The organism is Diaphorobacter ruginosibacter (assembly GCF_014395975.1).
Taxonomy (GTDB): Bacteria; Pseudomonadota; Gammaproteobacteria; order Burkholderiales; family Burkholderiaceae_C; genus Diaphorobacter_A; species Diaphorobacter_A ruginosibacter.
In genome coordinates, this window is the sequence record NZ_CP060714.1 from 4027062 (window position 1) to 4046025 (window position 18964).

Consider the following 18964-nt stretch of genomic DNA (forward strand, 5'->3'; position numbering starts at 1 on the left):
GCTCTGTCATTGTGCGTTGATGCAGATTGCGTAGGCGGTGGCATCACCACCACTGCCGCCGCCACCGTATGTCACCGTCCATGCCGTATTGCTCGATGTCGGCCTGCTGGACCGCAAGTTGCTGCTGTTGTTTGGCGGGATTCCACCACCACCGATCACTTTTTTCCCGGGAGAGCAGTAAGCCGTAGCACTACTGCTATTCCCTTCCGCCTCCTTCCACTCAAGACCCAACGCCGCAATGCTGGTGGAGCCCGGTAGGCCCTGCAGACCTTGAGGGCCTTGAGGGCCTTGAGGGCCAATGTCGCCCTTATCACCTTTTTCCCCCGCTGCACCGGGTAGGCCTGGAGCGCCGGGAAGCCCATCTGCGCCCTTAGGTCCCGGGGCACCTACGTCTCCCGTGGGACCTTTCAAGCTCAATCCTGTTGGCTCCCATCCGTTGTTAGGCTTATTTAAGAATGTCGCACCAGTTGTCAAATTGACGTAGGTGTCCCCGACCGTGCCCACGTTGGCATCTGGATCGTTGGCACCAGACAGCATGCTGGCACCTGCGTCCCCCTTTTCTCCGTTAGTACCATTAGCACCATTGCTACCGTTAGTACCATTGATACCGTCAGTACCGTTTTGCCCTGGGGTGCCTGCGATACCCGGAATACCTTGAATGCCCTGCGGCCCCTGGGGCCCTTGAGGGCCGATATCTCCCTGATCCCCCTTCGGTCCCACACCCGTATCCACGGTCAGTACACCGTTCGCGTCACTCTTCACATAACCGCCATTCGGTGCGGCCAGCTTGGGAATCGTGACCGTGCCGTCGTTGGCAAAGCCGGTGATGGTGGCATTGCCAGGCGACGACTTGATGGCCACGCCGTTGGTGCCGGAGATGGTCACTTGCGCGTGGGCGCTGTAGCCGAAGGACAGCGCGATCAGACCTACGAGCAAGGGGCTGATGGTTGTTGCGCGAGAGGTCAAGGTATGCTTTTTCATGACAAGTGCTTCCTGTCTGGTCGAATATCTGAATGAGATGAACTGATCTGGGTGGCTGTGTCAGTCGGCCTTGCGGCGCGATGAGCCCGGCGAACGGCGCCGCACCCAATGGGCCGCGCCCAGCATCAGGCCGGCGAGCAATGCCAGGCCTCCAGGGCCTGTGACCGGCACCGGCGTGGCAGCGGTCGGCGTGACCGGTGGCGTCTTGGCCGCGAACCAGTTGTTGGCCGCGCCGTTGGGGATGACGTTGGTGCCGGTCGGCGCAAGGCGCGTGCCGTGCGAGGCGTCCACGCCGTTGACACCCACGTTGGCGATGTTCTGCGAACCGCCGCCTGCCAGCGTGAGAAAAGCCGTTCCTCCCTGTCCTGTCAGCGTGACGCCATTCAAGGTCAATGCGCCGCTCACCGTCTGCTCGCTGCCTGCCGCAAAGTTCAGTTGCAGGCCGGGCGATGTCGCGGTCAGGTTGGCGAAGTTCGTGTTGCCAGAGAAGGCGGTGCTGGTGTTCGAGCAGGCGTTCGAGGCCGTGACCGTACTGCCCGCGCCGCTGAAGGCACCGCTGTTCTGCCAGCTGCTGGTGACCTCGAACGTGGTGTTGGCGGCGTTGAGCTGGCCTGCAGATCCGATGATGACGTTGCCGACCCGCGTGAAGGCCACGCCGGGCGCATTCAGGATCCCGTTGACGACGAGATCGTCGCACCCCAGATCCATGGAGGCGCCCCAGGTGACGTCATCGCCCGCATTGACGGTGATACCCGCCGCCATGACGGCAGCGGAGCTTGCCATGCCAACCACGCAGAGGGCCGCACCGATGTACGGCCGGGCCCATCGCTGCTCCGATGCCGCGCCCCGTCCCTGCGCTCGATGAAGAATGAATTTCTCTCGTTGCATCTTGAGATTTCTGTAAATAAAACGATCAGGCTCACGCAGATCCAATGGAACAGATCAAGGCTCCACGGGAGTGCTGACGGGCTGCTGGCCCGGCCCACCCACCAACTCGTGCCCAACGGGTCGCGATACGCCCGTTTACTGCTTACACCGCGAAATCAACCCTGGTTGGATCGTTTCGGAGGCTCCATATCGCACAGGAGATGGTTGGAAAGAATGTTAAAAAATTGCAACGAACGGCGCCCCATCCGTTTGGATGGGGAAAAGCACATTTCGGTACATTTCTAACAACAAGGGCGCGATGCATCACCCCAGCGGAGGGGGCGCCTTCATGTATTCGGCGGGGATCTTCAGATGGATGGCAAGCCCTCCGCCCTCCGGCAGGCTGGCGTCCATGTTTCCACCGTGCAGCCGCGCGATCGAGCGCGCGAGATACAGCCCCAGCCCTGTGCCCTCGGCGGCACGCGACCTGCGGGAGCGGTAGAAGCGCTCGAACAGCAGCGGGAGCTCATTCTCCGGAACGCCCTCTCCCCAATCGCGCACCGAGCAGACGATGGTGCCGTAGCCCGCGCGCGCGAGCGTCACCGCGATCGCCGTCCCCGGCTGCGTGTACTTGCAGGCGTTCGAAAGCAGGTTCTGCAGGACGTGCTCCAGCAGCACGGCATCGCCCAGGCAGTAGTAGGCATCCGCATCGCCGGAGGTTTCCAACAGCAGCGGCCGGTCCTGCAGCAGGTGGGCATTGGCCGCCACCACCTCCCCCATCAGCGTGGAGAGGTTCACGCGCTGCGTCTGCACCTGGATCGCGCCGCTCTCCAGCCGCACGCTGGTCAGCACGCTGTCGATCAGCTTGTTCAGATGCTGGATCGTGCTGCGCGTGAGGTTCATCTTGTCCAGCACCATCTGCGAATCGGTGAATCCGGATTGGACTTCCTCGCGCGCACTGCGCATGAGCCGCTGCGCGGTAGAGTCGATCACCGCAAGCGGCGTGCGGAACTGGTGCGAGACCAGCGAGACGAAGTTGCGATAGGTCTCTGTCGCCTGCTGCGCCTGGTGCAGGTCGTACACGGTCTGCTGCAGCTCGTCGCGCTGGACCGCGATGATGCGCGTCTGCTCCCGTTGCTGCGACAGGGAGCGCATGAGCTGCCATATCAGCAGACCGCCCGTGATCAGCACCATGCTGAACGCAACGAAGGCCGCGCGCACCAGGCTGCCGAACTGCGCCAGCTGCTCCCCGCGCTCGTTCTGGTCCTGCGCCATGACATCGCTGCTCGCCCGCTCGAGCACATCGATCAGCGACACCAGCGAGGCGTGCATGCTGGAACCCCGCGGTGCATCCGCGATCGAGCCGCCCTGCGCGATGGTCTCGTACTGCGCGATCGCACCAGCCACCCGTTCTCGCTGATGAAAATACTCGAGCCGCTGCTGCTGCGCCTCCTCGCTCAGCAGCCTGAGCCGGTTATTGAAAATGTTCTCCTGCTGTTCCAGCGCATCGCGCTCGACGAGGCCGCGGCGCAGCAATTCGTCGTCCTGCACCAGCAGGTGCCCCATGTTGTGCGCCTGCGTGAGCAGCCACAAGGTGTTGCGCCCATCGCGCACATCGAGTTCCCCGTAGAGCCCCACGAGCTGCCATGCCACGGCCACGCTGAACGAGAAGAACAGCAGCACGATGCTGGACAGCACGGTCCAGCGCCGGCGCGCCTGCGCACCGGAAGCGGCGGGTGAGAGCGGGTCCGGGACATCCATCTGTCATCGATGCATTGTTCAGGACTTGGCGGGCACCGGTGGCGCCGCCTGCGAAGACGGCATCACGATGTCATTCCAGGCGACCGCCAGCAGCACCGCCACCAGTTCTGCCTGGCGACTGGTGTCCGTCTTGTGGAACAGGTTGCGCAGGTGGTAGGCCATCGTGGCCGCGCTCACATGCATCTGCTCGCACATCTCCTGCTTGCTCAGGCCATCGGTGAGCAGGCTTGCCACCTGCACCTCGGTGGGGGTGAGCCCGAAACGCCGGCCCAGTGCGGCACGGTTGTGCAGCGTGCGTTGCCGCAGATCGGAGAGGAACACGACGAAGCTCTCGTCATGGCCCGACGCCGGATGGCGCTCGCCCATGGCCAGCAGCGACACCTGCCAGTGCCTGCGCGGTGATTCCTGGGAAGCGATATCCACCCGCAGCGACTCGAGGCTGCCCCGCAGAAAGCTCTGCACCTCCGGGTGGCCCACGATGCTCCTGTTGAGCTGCAGCGTTCCGGCGGAGTCCACCGACAGCAGGCCCTCGCCGGCGCTGCCGCACAAGCTGTAGGCGGCGCGATTGGCAAAGCGCACGCCGAGTTGTGCATCGCACACCAGGGCACAGTGGCTGACCTTGTCCAGCACGTTGGTCCACTGCGACAGCAGCTCGCCGACACGGCTTCTCATCTGCGCCTGATGGCTGACCTGAAGACGGCCAACCTGCGCAAGCCGCGACGCCACGCTGGCCAGCAGCATGTCGTAATCCACCGGCTTGACGAGGTAGTCGTCCGCACCCGCCCACTTGCCCCGCAGGACATCCTCCCGGTCGGAGAGCGCTGTGAGCAGCATGAAAGGCACACCAGGAAGCAGGTTGCGCTCGCGCACCTCGGAGAGAAACTCCATGCCGCTCATGCCCGGCAGGTTCACGTCGCAGATGATGAGACTGGGAGTACTCGCAGACAGCTTCTGACGCGCCTGCTCGATGTCCGGGACGCCCACGGGGGCATAGCCGGCCGCGCTGAGTTCCTCGCACAGATCCGCCAGCAGCTGCGGCTCGTCCTCGATGCAGAGGATGGAGGGACGTGTCATCGCCTGCAGCATGAAGCCACTCCCCATCCACACACGGCGCCAGTCTCGTTCGTCATCGTCATCGCCAGGTGAAGCGGGGCCGCGCTGCAACGCGGCCAACCCATTCATTGCAAGGCCCGCTCCGCTGCAGACGCCTGCTGCATTCCATGAATGCAGCAACGCATGCACGCCGGATGATGTGCGTCAGAGCAGGCCCATCTCAAATCAAATTTTGTTGTACCTAAAACAATTAAATACGATTTAAGAGTGTTTGCCTATCACCTAAATAGGGTATTCGAAGACGTAAATCACAACCAGATTGACCAAAATATGGATCGTCAACCTGGCTGGCAATCAGGCGCCGGCAGCCATCTCACTTCGTGGCGCCACGCGTGCCCACCCGTGCACGCAGCGACTGCAACAGCTCCCCCGGCAGGAACCGGAACGCCAGCTGCAACAGGAAGTAGCCAATCAAGCCATCATCCAGCCAGCCCAGGATGGGGATGGTGTCCGGAACGAAGTCCACGGGACTGATCACATAGAGCGCGGCCAGAACCGTCACCAGCTTGGCCGCCCGAGGCGCACGCGGGTCGCGCAGAACGGCCCACGCAAGCATGATTTCCTTTCGGAACATGGTGAAAAGGCGACCGAGCTTCCACATGGCAGTACTCCATCATTCGTCAGGACACAGAGAAAAGGGCCAGATGCAGGCACCTTGCAGCCAGGCGGCTGCCAGTCCTTAACGTGCGGTCAACCCGGGGGATGACAAGAGCAGGAAGAAAACTTTACAAGAAGAGCAGCGGGCACTTCTTGGGCTGGCACTATTTGTTGCCAAGGTCTGTTTGATGACAGAGGCCGGGAGTGCCCCCGGCGGGGCAGTAACTTTTTGCACGCGCAAAAAGTCACCAAAAAGGCGTTTTAATACCCACGTCAGAACTCTCTTCGTTCCTTCGTCACTCCGTTCAGACAGCCGCCGTGAGTCAGTTGAAGGGGAGGAGCATTCGGCACGTCGCTGCGCTCGTGCCTGGGCATCTCGCGACTTCGCGAGATGTAGCGTGCCCCAATTCAATCCTGCTGTTCAAACTTGGCGCTGTCGGCTCGCCCGAAGTCGGGCGACCCCGGCACGAGCGCAGCGATGTGCCGTACACACCTCTTGCAAGCTGACTCACGGTGGCTGTCTGAACGGAGCGCCGCAGGCGCGCAGTGAGTTTTACCGCGTGCCCCCGCATTCAAAGCGCATTTTTGGTTCCTTTTTGGGCAAGACCAAAAAGGGACTGCCCCGCCGAGGGCACTCCCGGCCTCTGTGCCTCATCCACCAACGGCAGGCCAAAAACAGAGACCGAGCCAGAAAAGGCCCAACAAAAAGCTCAGCCAGCCTTCAACACAGCCAGCCCACCCATATACGGCCGCAGCACTTCAGGAATCGTCACCGACCCATCCGCATTCTGGTAGTTCTCCAGCACCGCGACCAGCGCCCGCCCCACCGCCAGTCCCGAGCCGTTGAGCGTATGCACCAGCTCGTTCTTGCCTGCCGCATTCTTGAAGCGCGCCTGCATCCGGCGTGCCTGGAAGGCCTCGCAGTTGGAGACCGAGGAAATCTCGCGGTACACGCCCTGCGCCGGAACCCAGACTTCAAGGTCGTAGGTCTTGGCCGCGCCGAAGCCCATGTCGCCGGTGGACAGCAGCATCACGCGATACGGCAGGCCCAGCTTCTGCAGCACGGCCTCGGCGTGCCCCGTCATCTCTTCCAGGGCTTCGTAGCTCTTCTCGGGATGCACGATCTGAACCATCTCGACCTTGTCGAACTGGTGCTGGCGGATCATCCCGCGCGTGTCGCGGCCATAGCTGCCTGCCTCGGAGCGGAAGCACGGCGTATGTGCCGTCAGGCGGATCGGCAGCTCGGACTCGGCCACGATCTCGTCGCGCATGAAGTTCGTGAGCGGAATCTCGCTGGTCGAAATCAGGTAGAGCGCCGCGTTGTCCGGCACCGGCTCGCCATCTTGTCCGCCCTTCTTGGCGGCAAACATGTCGCCCTCGAACTTGGGCAACTGGCCCGTGCCGCGCAGCGAATCGGAGTTGACGATGTAGGGTACGTAGCACTCGGCATAGCCGTGCTCGCCGGTCTGCAGGTCGAGCATGAACTGCGCCAGCGCACGATGCAGGCGCGCGATGCCGCCTTTCATCACGGTGAAGCGTGCACCCGTGATCTTCACGCCCATGTCGAAATCGAGCCCCAGCGGCGTGCCGACGTCGACGTGGTCCTTCACCGGAAAATCGAATGCGCGCGGCGTGCCCCACTTGCGCACTTCCACGTTCGCATGCTCGTCCGCGCCCACGGGCACCGACTCATGCGGCATGTTCGGAACCGCCTGCAGCATGGCCTGCATCTCGGCCTGGATCTGGTCGAGGCGTGCAGCAGATGCATCCAGTTCGCCCTTGAGCGCGGCCACCTCGGCCTTGGCGGCCTCTGCAGCATCCTTCTCGCCCTTGCCCATCAGCATGCCGATCTGCTTGGAGAGCTGGTTGCGCTTGGATTGCAGCTCCTCCGTGCGGGTCTGGATGGTCTTGCGCTCGGATTCCAGGGACTTGAACGCATCCACATTCAGGAATGCCTGAGGCTTTTTGCGGGTCTCGAGACGAGCGACGACCGAATCGAGGTCTTTACGGAGTTGAAGGATGTCTAGCATAGGGGCTGAATTTTAAACGCTTGCAGCACAAGGGACCGCGCGCCGCAGCGCACGGGCCCGGCAACGAAGGCTCAGTTGGAAACGGAGTCGGTGGAGAGATCGATTTCCGGCTCGGGCAGGCGCGTGGCCAGAACCTTGTCGATGGTCTTGCCATCCATGTCGATGACTTCGAAGCGCCAGTTTTCCCACTGCACGGTGTCGGTCTCGGCCGGCAGCTTGCCGGTGAGGAACATCAACATGCCGCTGAGCGTGTGGTAGCGGCCCCGGTCTTCCTCGGGCACGCTGGCCAGGTTCAGGCGATCCTTGAGCTCGGGCACGGGAATGTGGCCGTCCAGCAGCCAGCTGCCATCCTCGCGCTGCACTGCCCAGGAGGTCTCGGGATCGCGCGGCTGGAATTCACCGGTGATGGCCTCGATCAGGTCCTGCAGCGTGACGATGCCCTGCACCTCGCCGTACTCGTCGATGACGAAGGCCATCTGCACGTCGGACTGGCGGAACTCGTCGAGCAGCTCCAGGCCGTTGATGGTTTCGGGCACATACAGCGCCGCCTTCAGCGGCTGCTCCGCCAGATCGCGGGCCGCCGGATCGCGTACCGCGCGGGCCAGCCATTGGCGCGCATTGATCACGCCCAGGATGTTTTCCATCGAGCCGCGCACCACCGGGAAACGCGCATGATCGGACTCTTCCACCAGCTTGAGGTTGGCCTCGAACGAGTCCTCCACATCGAGATACACCACGTCGGCGCGCGGCAGCATCAGCGAGCCGATCTGGCGGTCGTCCAGGCGGAACACATTGCGCACCATCTGGTGCTCGTGGGTTTCGATCACGCCGGCACTGGTGCCCTCCGCCAGCACGGCATGGATCTCATCCTCGGTCACGGAGCTCCCGACGCCCTCCTTCACGCCCAGCGCGCGCAGCAGCGCCGCGGTGGATCCCGCGAGCAGGCGCACGAACGGCTTGGTCGCGATCGCCAGCCAGTTGATGGGGCGGGCCACGATGCGGGCCAGCGTCTCGGGGTAGCTCTGCCCCAGACGCTTGGGCACGAGTTCGCCGACCACGATCGAGAAATAGGTGATGAGCACCACGACGAGGCCCGTGGACACGTAGCCCGCCATCTTGGCCTCCATGCCCATCTGGACGAGCCACACGCCCAGCGGCTGGGCGAGCGCGGACTCGCCGACGATGCCGTTGAGCACGCCGATCGAGGTGATGCCGATCTGGATGGTGGAGAGAAAACGCGTGGGGTCTTCGCCCAGCTTGACGGCTGCCTTTGCGCCGCTATCGCCCTCATCGATGAGTTTTTGCAGTCGCGTCTTGCGCGCTGAAACCAAGGCCAGCTCCGACATGGCAAAGAGGCCATTGAGCAGGATGAGGGCGAACAGTATTGCTATTTCCATAGTCAGGGAGTCCGATGCACTCCCCCGGTGTAGAGAAGCCCAAATTGTAGGGATTTGTGCATCGGGGGCTGGACGAGTACCCGCTGCGCACGGAGGACATCATAGTTGGCGCGGTGGAATCGTCTGTGAATTTCTGATGAAAAGGCGACGCAATCCTACATCCAGCTGATGTTTGTTGCTCCTTTTAGAGAAGCAACAAACCCATGATTCAGGCCCTCTGTGGCTCAGTGCCCGGTCTCCGGCAGCTTGTGGACCTCGATTTCCAGGCCCGTGGCCGCGTCGATCTTCAGCCCCTTGGGCAGAGGGAACTTCACCGTTTCCTCGATGCCGTCCATCTTGCGCACGGACGTGGCTCCCAGCTCCTTGATGCGCGCGATCACGTCCTTCACCAGCACCTCGGGCGCGGAGGCCCCGGCCGTCAGTCCCACGCGCGCGATGCCGTCGAACCACTCGTGGCGCAGCTCCTCGGCGCCGTCGATCATGTAGGCGGGAGTTCCCAGGCGGGCCGCGAGCTCGCGCAGGCGGTTGCTGTTGGAGCTGGTGGGGCTGCCGACCACGATCACCAGATCGACCTGGCCGCTGAGCACCTTCACCGCATCCTGGCGGTTCTGGGTGGCGTAGCAGATGTCCTGCTGCTTGGGCTCGCGCACATGGGGGAAGCGCTTGCGCACGGCCTCCGTGATCTCTGCCGCATCGTCCACCGACAGTGTGGTCTGCGTGACGACCGCCAGCAATTCGGTCTGCGCGGGCTGCACCGCCGCCACATCGGTCACGTCCTCCACCAGATGGATGCCTTCGGAGAGCTGGCCCATCGTGCCTTCGACCTCGGGATGCCCCTTGTGGCCGATCATGATGAATTCATAGCCTTCGCGCGCGAGCTTGGCCACTTCCACGTGCACCTTGGTCACGAGCGGACAGGTCGCATCGAAGATCCTGAAACCGCGCGCCTCGGCCTCGCTCTGCACCGCCTTGCTCACGCCATGCGCGCTGAACACCAGCGTCGCGCCCGGGGGCACCTCGTCCAGGTCCTCGATGAAGATCGCGCCCTTGTTCTTGAGATCGTTCACCACATAGGTGTTGTGCACGATTTCATGGCGTACATAGATCGGGCGGCCGAACTTCTGCAGTGCGCGCTCGACGATCTCGATGGCGCGGTCCACACCTGCGCAGAAGCCGCGCGGCTCGGCGAGAACGATTTCCTGGGGTTTTTGCATGGGGCTGACGGGGTCTCTCTTCTGTATTTTTGGTCTGAGGTGCTTGTGCGGGCGCTTTCTGGGCGCCTGGCTCAGAGCACGCCGATCAGTTGCACCTCGAAGGTCACGGGCAGGCCCGCCAGGGGGTGGCTGAAGTCGAACAGCACGGCGCCGTCGCTCTCGCGCACATCGAGCACCGTGCCGGCGAACGTGCCCGAATTGTCGGGTGTGGGGAATTGCACCACGTCGCCCACGGTGTACTGCTCCATGGGATCGCCCAGCTCGTTGAGCACCTTGCGCGCCAGCCACTGCTGCATGTCCGGGTTGCGCTCACCGAAGGCGACGCCCGCGGGCAGCTCGAACGTGGCGCGCGCGCCCTCGGCCATGCCGATCAGGCGCTCCTCCACCGCGGGTGCCAGCTCACCCGCCCCCAGGGACAGCGTGGCGGGCTGGCCATCGAAGGTGTTGATCACATCGCCCGCCGGACCGGCCAGACGATAGTGCAACGTGAGAAAGGAGCCTGCCTGCACCGTGGGCACGGTGGAATCACGGGAATCGGCAGAGGAAGTGGAACTTGACATGGATGGCCTCGCTATTTGCCTCCATTGTAAAAAATCAGGGATTCCCCCATACCCACCCCTGACGAGAGACCGTTTGCCCGCCATGCCCCTCAAAGACCTGCCCCCCGACTCCCGCCCGCGCGAAAAGCTGCTGTCCCGAGGCCCCCAGGCCTTGTCGGACGCCGAATTGCTGGCCGTCCTGCTGCGCACGGGCATCAAGGGCATGGGGGTTCTGCAGCTGGCGACGGAGCTGATTTCACTGCCGCCGCCCTCGTCCACCGATCCGACCATCCGGGAGCCCTCGCCCGGCAGCACGGCCAGAGGATTCAGCGGCATCTCGGCACTCCTGCAGGCAAGCGCCGACGATCTGCGGCGCATCAAGGGCCTGGGACCCGCCAAGCGGGCCGAGCTGATGGCCGTGCTCGAGCTATCGCGCCGCGCCATGGCCGAGCAGTTGAGCGCACGCACAGTGTTCGACTCGCCGCAGGTGGTCAAGCACTACCTGAAGCTGCATCTCTCCGGCAGGATGCACGAGGTGTTCGCCGTGCTGTTCCTCGACGGCCAGCACCGGCTGATCGCCATGGAGGAGATGTTCCAGGGCACGCTCACCCAGGCCAGCGTCTATCCGCGCGAGGTGGTGAAGCGCGCCCTGCACCACCACGCGGCGGCGGTGATCCTTGCGCACAACCATCCCAGCGGAAATACGCGGCCCAGCCAGGCGGATGTGCAGTTGACCAGGCAGCTGTCGGCTTCGCTGGCTCTGGTGGATGTGCGGGTGCTGGATCATCTGGTGGTGGGGGTGGGGGAGGTTCTTTCGATGGCGGAGTCTGGGGACATGTAAACAGTCCTCTTTCCAAAACTTTCCTCGCCAGCAGAAATCCTCGCATTGCATGATGTACAAACACGATAGTTGTCAGTCGTGCCATGCCAGATATCAAAGTCCGCTCTCTCTCCGATCTCAAGACCTTGCGCAAAGCCCTTGCAGAGGCGGCCGAGCGCGAGGCCGAGAGGCAGCGGGCGTTGGCAGAGGCCGAGCGCGAGGCGCGTCGTCGGCAGAATCTGTTCAGGGAAGCCATCGGCACGGTCACGGCGCTCAAGGGCCAGCATGACCGGCTCTGGTACACGCCCGAGCCGCCCGACCCTATCCCCGTTCAGCGCGAGCGGGACGAGGAGCGGGTGCTGCGCGAATCGCTGAGCGATGCCTTCGACGTGAGCACCCTGCTCGACACCGACGACCAATTGAGCTTTCGCCGGCCCGGCATCGGCCTGGATGTCACGCGCAAGCTGCGCGCGGGGCACTGGAGCATCCAGCGGCAGCTCGATCTGCACGGCCTGCGCACCGAGGAGGCGCGCGAGGCGCTGGGCGAGTTCATCCGGCTGTCGTTTCGCACCGGCATCCGCTGCGTGCGCGTAGTGCATGGCAAGGGGCTCGGGTCGCCGGGGAAGATGCCCGTGCTCAAGGGACGCGTGCAGAGCTGGCTGGTGCAGAAGAAGGAAGTGCTGGCCTTTGTCCAGGCGCGGCCCGCGGAGGGCGGGGCCGGCGCGCTGGTCGTGCTGCTGCAGCCGTCACAGCGCCGCATGGGCAGCGGCGGCTAGCCTTCCCGGCCCCCGCCTCGGCCCATGCCTTGGCCCCCGATCAGTCCGCCAGGTTCACGCGGTACTTCGACGTGCCCTTGCCCGAGCCATCGTCGGCCGCCACCAGCGAGATGTTCGACAGGCCCGCGGCCTGCGCCACCCCGATGGCATTCGGGCCCGAGCTGAACACCACGTCACCCGCGATGCGGACCTTGGCGAATCGCCAGCTCCTGGCGCTGCCGTGGGCCACGCGCGTGATGTTGGCGTGCTTCTTCACATAGTCGATCACCACGTCGCGGTTCGCATCGGGCGAGGCCCAGATGGTGGACGAACCGTCGAGCTTGGAGATGAAGCTCTTGCCGCTGGTTGCGCGGTAGTTGTTGGTCGCGATCACGAACTCCTGCGCCGCATCGATGGGCTTGCCCAGGTAGGTGAGGTTCTTGATGCGGCTGCCCGCGGCCTGTGTCACGTCGATCTCGTACTGCACATCCGGCGTCGTGAACATGTCGAAGTTGTAGCCAGGGAAGCTGCTGATGAGCTGCTGCTCGCCGGTCTTCGCGGGGTCGATCTGGTTGAAGCGCTTGGACGCGGCCTCGAGCCAGTCCTTGACGTCGGCGCCGTTGACCTTCACCGCATACACCGTGTTCGGATAGAGGTACAGGTCGGCGGCGCTCGAGATCGACAGTGCCCCGCTTGCCACATCGGTGTAGTCGGCCGCGCCCTGGAAGCCCGACTTGAACGGCGCGCTCACCGACAGCACCGGCAGGCCCTTGTACTGCGGCAGGTTCGCCTCGATGTAGGCGGCCACGTAGTCGCGCTGCGCCTGGTTCACGATCTGGATCGCGCCCGGGTCACCAACATCGGCGAACTGCGTGCTCATGCGGAAATCCGTGCTGCCGATCGGCGTCTTCACGTAGGTGATGGCCGCCTGGTGCTGCGTCTCGATGAGCGGAGCGACGCTGGCATCGGCCTCCACGTACACGGCCTTGCCCGCCGCGTCCTTTCCGGTCTGGATGTTGCGCAGCTCGCTCTTGCTCTTGGTCTTGTCGACGCTCCAGGCCTTGCCGTCCCACTTGAGCGAAAGCTGGATCACGCCGAGCGCCTTGCCCCAGGAGCTGGCCATCACCGCCGGCACGCCGTTCACGGTACCGGCCTTGTTGTCGGCGCCGCTCTGCGAGAACGCGGGCGTTGCGGACAGGTCCGGGAACACACCGTGCTGGTGGCCCATGACCATGGCATCGATACCCGCGACCTTGGAGAGATACAGGCCCGGGTTCTCCATGCTTTCGGAGTATGCGGCGCCGTCCAGTCCGCCGTGCAGCATCGCGACCACGATGTCTGCGCCCTTGGCCTTGAGCTCGGGGACATACTGCCTTGCAGCCTCCACAGCGCCCTGCGTATAGACCTTGCCTTCCAGGTAGCGCTTGTCCCAGTTCATGATGCCGGGCGTGGTGAAGCCGATCACGCCGATCTTGATCGGCAGCTTCACATCCTTGCCGTCCGCGTCCTTCGCGGCAACCGTGCGCTCCAGCAGCGCGTAGGGCTGCACCAGGGGCTTCTTCGTCTTGCTGCTGTAGACGTTGGCCAGCGCCACGGGGTAGGAATTGCCGGCGCATTTCTGCTTGGCGTCGACACCCTCCACGTCCAGGCCACCGCCCAGCACCTGGTTGAGGAACGGCAGGCCGTAGTTGAATTCATGATTGCCGAGCGTGCCCGCATCGAAGCCGAGCGCACCCATGGCCTTGTACATCGAGAGCTGCTGCGTGCAGGGAATGGTCTTTACGACCGCCTCGTAGTCGGCCAGCGCCGTGCCCTGGATGGTGTCGCCGTTGTCCACGAGCAGCGTGTTGGCGAACTCCTTGCGCGCCGCGCGCACCAGCGTCGCCGTGCGCTCGAAGCCGTAGCTCTTGTCTTCCGCGAGCTTGAAATAGTCATAGCTGCGCACATTGAAATGCAGGTCGGTGGTTTCCAGCACCGCGAGCGTGGCCGTCGCGGCCTTGGTTTCGGGCGACGAGTCGCTGCCTCCGCCGCAGGCAGCCAGCAACGCGGCTGCGGCCACGGCACCCAGCACATGACGACGGGAAGACAACGATGAAAGCGCGAAGCTGGAGCAGGAAGGATGTCGCGCGAAGAGATGGGGCATATCGGGCCTCGAAATGGAAAGCCCGAAGTGTGTAAAGTTGTCTTTACATACCTGTGACGTTGCGCCCGAACCTCAACGCGCCGGGCTCGGTCACTACCTGTTCCTCATCCAGTCGGCCGTCCCCATGAAGCTCTGATTCAGCCGGTCGCGCAAGGCCTGCGGCACGCCGGTATCGCCCATCGCCTGGTCCATGCATGCGACCCACTGGTCACGCTCCTGGATGCCGATGGAGTAGGGAAAATGCCGCATGCGCAGGCGCGGATGGCCGAATCGCTCCTGGTAGTGGTCCGGTCCGCCCAGCCAGCCGCAAAGAAACCAGAACAGCTTCTGGCGCGCATCGTCGAGCGACGGGCCGTGCACGGCGCGCAGTTCCTTGTAGACCGGCTCCAGGTCCATGAGGTCGTAGAAGCGTGTGACCAGCTCATGCACCTTCTCTTCGCCGCCGATCCATTCGAAAGGCGTGGACGGGGTGGTCTGGCTTGTGGACTCTTCGGACATGGCGCGCTGCTCGATCAATCAGGATACAAAATGGGAAAGACCATGATTGTCCCGCATCCCGGCGGCTTGCGGCGGCTCGGGGTAGCTTGAGGCAGATTGGTGGTTTCAGCGCCCGGGCTGCCGCAGAAAGGCAAACACCACGCACGCCGTCAGGGCGGTCACGGCAGCAAGCGCCTGCAGCAGTGTCGAGAATGCCTGTCCGTAGATACCCAGCAATGCGTCCACCGACAGTCCCGGCATGGCCGCCAGCGCAGCGGACAGGTTGCCGCTCAGCAACTGCTGCACGCCCGCCTGGACGGCCGTGGCGTCGCCGACATGGGCCAGGCCCGAGGCAAGCCATCCCGAGAGCGCGGCCCCGACGACGGCCAGCGCGATACCCTCGCCCGCCACGCGCACCGTGTTGAAGATGCCCGCGGCCATTCCTGCCTGCTCCACCGGCACCACGCTGACCGCGAGGCCGTCCATCAGGCCCCAGGGCAGGCTCATGCCGGCACCGATCAAGAGCAACGGCGCGGCCATCTGCAGGATCGGCGTGCCCGGCTGGCAACGGGCCAGCCACAACAGCCCCGCCGCACAGATCCCCAGTCCCAGGCTGCACAGCCGTGCCGCCGAGACCCAGCGCACAAGCCAGCCCACCACCGGAGGCACCACCAGCATCGGCAGGGACAGCGCAAAGACCAGTTGGCCGGCCACCAGCGGCGACATGCGCTCCACGCCGATGAAGCGTATGGGCAGCAGGATCAGCAGCACGACGAATCCATAGGCCGGCGCGGCGGCGAGCAGCTGCACGCCCACGAATCGCGGATGCCGCAGCAGCGACAGATCGAGCATGGGCTGCGCGCTGCGGCTCTCGACACGCACGAATGCGGCCAGCGAAAGCAGCGCACCCGCAAGGGGCAGCAGCACATGCAGGTCCCGCCAGCCATGCACCGGCACCTGCATGACGCCCCATGTGAGCAATGCCAGCGCGCAGGTGAAGCTGGCGGCGCCGGGAACGTCCAGCCCGGTCGCATCCGGGTTGCGCGATTCGGCCATGCTGCGCCAGCCAAGCACCAGCGACAGCAGGGCCACCACGATCACGCTGGCCGTCACCGCACGCCAGCCCACGGCGGACAGAAGCCACCCCGAGAGCAGCGGCCCGAACGACAGCCCCGCACCAAAGGAGGTCCCGACAAGACTGAAGACCCGTGCCCTGCCCGGGCCGTCGAACGCCTGGGCCAGCACCGCCATGCCACCGGCAAACACCGCAGCGGAGCCCAGTCCCTGCACCGCCCGCAGCGCGACGAACAGGCCCATCGCCCCCTGGCCGGGCAGCAGCGACATGGCCAACGAACTGAAGATCACCACCCACAGCCCCGCGCGGAAGACGCGGCGGCGCCCCACCGCATCCGCCAGCGATCCGGCCACCATCAGGCAGGCGCCGAAGCTCAGCATGAAAGCATTGGTCACCCACGCAAGCATGGCCGGCGAACCGCCCAGTGCATCGTGCAGGGCCGTCAGTGCAACAGCCGGTCCCGTGAAGCTCATCGGCATGCCGATGGCGCCGAGGCAGACGGCCGCCAGCACGCCGGCGCGTGACCGGCCTCGTGCGTCACCTGCAGCCGGTGGCGGCATGCAGGGCCTCGGGCTGCCGGGGGATGTGGAAATGGAAGTCATGGAGGAGCCGCTTTCGATTCGTCAAGGAACGCGCCCCCGAAGACCGGATCGACGCGCTCAGCGTGAGCTTGTACGGGACCAGGGGTGCGCAATGAACGATATGGGCTCCTCAATTCCGTGAGAATAGGGCCTGAACTCTCTTCACTTCCAACCTGAGGTTGGCAATATTCCGCCATCGCCATCAGGTCCTTCCTCCGCCCTTGCCGATCCCATGACATGCGCAACACCGACAGCCTGAGCGGCATTGAATCCTTCGTGTGCGCGGCCGATCACCTGAGCTTTGCGCAGGCCGGCCGCGCCTTAGGCATATCGTCCTCGGCCGTCGGCAAGAACATTGCGCGGCTGGAGGGCCAGTTGGGACTCCGCCTGTTCCACCGCACGACGCGGCAGGTGCGGCTCACGCAGGAGGGTGAGCTGTTCCACGAGCGCTGTCTTCGTGTGCTGGGCGAGCTGCACGACGCGCGCGCAGCCATGCAGGAGCTGTCACTGGCGCCACGCGGCAAGCTGCGCGTGAGCCTGCCCACCATCGGCTACCGTTTTCTGCTGCCCGTCCTGCCATCGTTCCGCGCGCAATATCCCGAGATCGACCTCGACCTCGATTTCAACGACCACCTGGTCGATGTGATCGATTCCGGCATGGACGTGGTGATCCGCAGCGGAGAGCTGCCGGACTCACGGCTGGTGGCGCGCCGCCTCGGTCCCTTCCGTTTCATCCTGGCGGCTTCACCCGCCTATCTCGGCGACCGGGGAACACCGCGGTCACCGGCCGACCTGAAGCAGCACGTCTGCCTGCGCTACCGCTTTCTCTCCAACGGCAAGCTGGAGGAATGGCAACTGCCGGGCATGCCGGACAAGCTGCCGGTCTCGCTGGTCTGCAACAACATGGAGGCCATGCTCGGCGCGGCGATCGCCGGCATGGGGCTCGCCTACATGCCCGATTTCCTGGCGCAGGACGCCATCGCGCGCGGTGACCTGGTGCGCGTGCTGGCCGATCACCTCACGCACACCGGGCAGTTCTCCGCGCTGTGGCCCTCGAGCCGCCAGCTGTCACCCAAGGTGCGCGCATTTGTCGACTTCGCCTGCGCCCACCTGTTCACCGGGGCTCCTCCCCTGCATCCAGCCGCCGCTCTAGGCCCGCAAGCACGTCCGCGATCCGCGCGCCGACGCTGATCTGCGGGTTGGAGAAGTCCTCCTTGCCCACTTCCTGTTCACGCGAGCGGATCACGGGCACGGCCGCGCGAAAGGCCTTCTCGAACGAGTACGTGGCACGCAGTTGCTCGTCGAACACCGCGCGGCCGAAGTAGGTGAGCGGCGACAGGCTGCCGCATCCGTAGGACGTGTTCAGGGCGTCGGCAGCCGTCATGATCAGCGTGCCCTCGTTCTCGAGCGGAGCGATCCAGCCACCCGAATAGCATGCGGACACGGCAATCACGCGATGGCGCACGCCGGCCTCGTCCAGCGCATCGCGCAGCATCTCGGCGGTCACCGGCTCCACCATCGTCAAGGGCCAGAATGAGGTCGCCAGCTTGTGGTCCTGCCCGCCGTGCGAGGTGAGATAGACCACCAGCAGGTCCTGCTCCCGATCCATGCGTTCGGCCAGTGCGGCAACGGCCCGGCGCAGGTTGAGCGGTGTGGCCCAGATCCGTGTCTCGGACGTGGAGGGGTTGTTCAGCAACTCGAGCACCCGTCCCCGTGCATCGAAGCGCTCCTCCAGCACATTGCGCACCATGTGGCTCTCACGCATGAAGACGTCTTCCGCCCCATAGGGGGCAAACACCAGGCCGTAGACGTCGGCCATGCCGGCACGCTGCGGCAGCAGCGCGTCGACCTGCGCACGCCACAGCGCCTGCTGCGACTCGAAGAGCTCCTGCGACAGGATCAGTCGCGGACGCTCTACCCGGCTGCCGGCATCGGCGCGGTCATCGGCCTCCCAGACCTCCCCGTTGTTCAGGTACAGCGACCCCACGAACAGAAGCGCGCTGGCCACCGCAAAGGATGCGAGCGATCCCCGGCCGGACAGGAAGCTCCGGGCCACGCCCACACCCGCGGCCCAGGGCCAGACCAGCAGCGCCCAGAACACGTAGGCGAGAACGGTGAGCACCAGCGAGACCCTCTGTGCCCCGAAGAGTGCCCCCAGCACATCGGGGCGATACGACAGAGTGCTGGCGGCGCACACGAGCAACAGCGGCACGAAGGAGGCCCAGCAGCCCAGCACGAACCAGGCCGTCACGCGCCGCGCACGGCCCGCGAGCGACAGCAGTGCCCACATCACCCAGAGACTCACCGGCAGGGCCCACAGGGCCGCCAGCCATGCGTCGTAGCGCAGCAACGCGTCGCCCCGCACCTGCAAGCGCATGACCAGCACATAGGCCAGCTGCGGAATGCCAAACAGCAGCAGCGCCTGCCATGCGTCCGGCAGCGCATCGCCGATGCGGGGTTTCAGGAAGAAGGCCGCGCGCCGGCCCTCGCGCATCCACTCGTGCAGCGCGAGCCTTGGAGCCTCGTCACCGGGGGCTCCGGTGGAGATGTGCTGCACGGCGGCAGGGGCGGTTTCGTCCTGGAGGGGCATGGTCATGGCGCGATTGTCCATGAC

16 protein-coding genes are annotated in these 18964 nt (G+C 64.7%); 3 read left to right on the plus strand and 13 right to left on the minus strand.

Annotated elements, in window-relative coordinates:
- Positions 1-6: 6 nt before the first annotated feature.
- From H9K76_RS18250 to H9K76_RS18290, 9 genes are all read right to left on the minus strand, one after another.
- Positions 7-981 carry a collagen-like domain-containing protein gene (locus H9K76_RS18250; RefSeq protein ID WP_187596726.1) on the minus strand — a complete coding sequence of 325 codons (975 nt, stop codon included), beginning with the start codon at positions 979-981 and terminating at the stop codon, positions 7-9.
- A gap of 60 nt (positions 982-1041) precedes the next feature.
- Positions 1042-1869: an IPTL-CTERM sorting domain-containing protein gene (locus tag H9K76_RS18255; protein ID WP_187596727.1), complete on the minus strand. Its 828-nt coding sequence runs from the start codon at positions 1867-1869 to the stop codon at positions 1042-1044.
- A 303-nt stretch (positions 1870-2172) separates the two neighbouring features.
- Entirely contained in the window at positions 2173-3609 is a 1437-nt protein-coding gene (locus H9K76_RS18260; RefSeq protein WP_187596728.1) for a sensor histidine kinase, read from the minus strand.
- 18 nt (positions 3610-3627) lie between these two features.
- Entirely contained in the window at positions 3628-4791 is a 1164-nt protein-coding gene (locus tag H9K76_RS18265) for a response regulator (protein ID WP_187596729.1), read from the minus strand.
- A 244-nt stretch (positions 4792-5035) separates the two neighbouring features.
- Complete coding sequence (locus tag H9K76_RS18270) at positions 5036-5323, minus strand: YkvA family protein (RefSeq protein WP_187596730.1); 288 nt, start codon at positions 5321-5323, stop codon at positions 5036-5038.
- A gap of 706 nt (positions 5324-6029) precedes the next feature.
- Entirely contained in the window at positions 6030-7349 is a 1320-nt protein-coding gene (gene serS / locus H9K76_RS18275) for a serine--tRNA ligase (RefSeq protein WP_187596731.1), read from the minus strand.
- Between the two features lie 71 nt (positions 7350-7420).
- Entirely contained in the window at positions 7421-8746 is a 1326-nt protein-coding gene (locus H9K76_RS18280; protein ID WP_187596732.1) for a hemolysin family protein, read from the minus strand.
- A 224-nt stretch (positions 8747-8970) separates the two neighbouring features.
- On the minus strand, positions 8971-9960 hold the full coding sequence (gene ispH, locus H9K76_RS18285) for a 4-hydroxy-3-methylbut-2-enyl diphosphate reductase (protein ID WP_187596733.1): 990 nt from the start codon (positions 9958-9960) through the stop codon (positions 8971-8973).
- Positions 9961-10031: 71 nt separating this feature from the next.
- Positions 10032-10520: an FKBP-type peptidyl-prolyl cis-trans isomerase gene (locus H9K76_RS18290; RefSeq protein WP_187596734.1), complete on the minus strand. Its 489-nt coding sequence runs from the start codon at positions 10518-10520 to the stop codon at positions 10032-10034.
- 82 nt (positions 10521-10602) lie between these two features.
- Between H9K76_RS18290 and radC the strand changes: the two genes are divergently transcribed.
- Together radC and H9K76_RS18300 are read left to right on the plus strand one after the other, a co-directional pair.
- Positions 10603-11340, plus strand: a complete 738-nt coding sequence (gene radC, locus H9K76_RS18295) for a RadC family protein (protein WP_187596735.1) — start codon at positions 10603-10605, stop codon at positions 11338-11340.
- Between the two features lie 83 nt (positions 11341-11423).
- Positions 11424-12095, plus strand: coding sequence for a Smr/MutS family protein (locus tag H9K76_RS18300; protein ID WP_187596736.1), 672 nt, complete (start codon positions 11424-11426; stop codon positions 12093-12095).
- Between the two features lie 40 nt (positions 12096-12135).
- Here the strand turns inward: H9K76_RS18300 and H9K76_RS18305 are convergent, their stop codons facing one another.
- The 3 genes from H9K76_RS18305 to H9K76_RS18315 form a co-directional block, all read right to left on the minus strand.
- A complete protein-coding gene (locus tag H9K76_RS18305; RefSeq protein ID WP_187596737.1) occupies positions 12136-14217 on the minus strand; it encodes a bifunctional 2',3'-cyclic-nucleotide 2'-phosphodiesterase/3'-nucleotidase in 2082 nt (693 codons plus the stop codon).
- Positions 14218-14310: 93 nt separating this feature from the next.
- Positions 14311-14715, minus strand: a complete 405-nt coding sequence (locus tag H9K76_RS18310; RefSeq protein ID WP_187596738.1) for a group II truncated hemoglobin — start codon at positions 14713-14715, stop codon at positions 14311-14313.
- A gap of 105 nt (positions 14716-14820) precedes the next feature.
- The gene (locus H9K76_RS18315) at positions 14821-16248 is read right to left on the minus strand and encodes an MFS transporter (protein WP_246475551.1); all 1428 of its coding nucleotides are present in this window, start codon (positions 16246-16248) and stop codon (positions 14821-14823) included.
- A gap of 339 nt (positions 16249-16587) precedes the next feature.
- Between H9K76_RS18315 and H9K76_RS18320 the strand changes: the two genes are divergently transcribed.
- Positions 16588-17541 carry a LysR family transcriptional regulator gene (locus H9K76_RS18320; RefSeq protein ID WP_187596739.1) on the plus strand — a complete coding sequence of 318 codons (954 nt, stop codon included), beginning with the start codon at positions 16588-16590 and terminating at the stop codon, positions 17539-17541.
- Here the strand turns inward: H9K76_RS18320 and H9K76_RS18325 are convergent.
- Entirely contained in the window at positions 17465-18946 is a 1482-nt protein-coding gene (locus H9K76_RS18325; RefSeq protein WP_187596740.1) for a C13 family peptidase, read from the minus strand. The two genes, H9K76_RS18320 and H9K76_RS18325, sit on opposite strands and share 77 nt — an antisense overlap.
- Positions 18947-18964 lie beyond the last annotated feature (18 nt).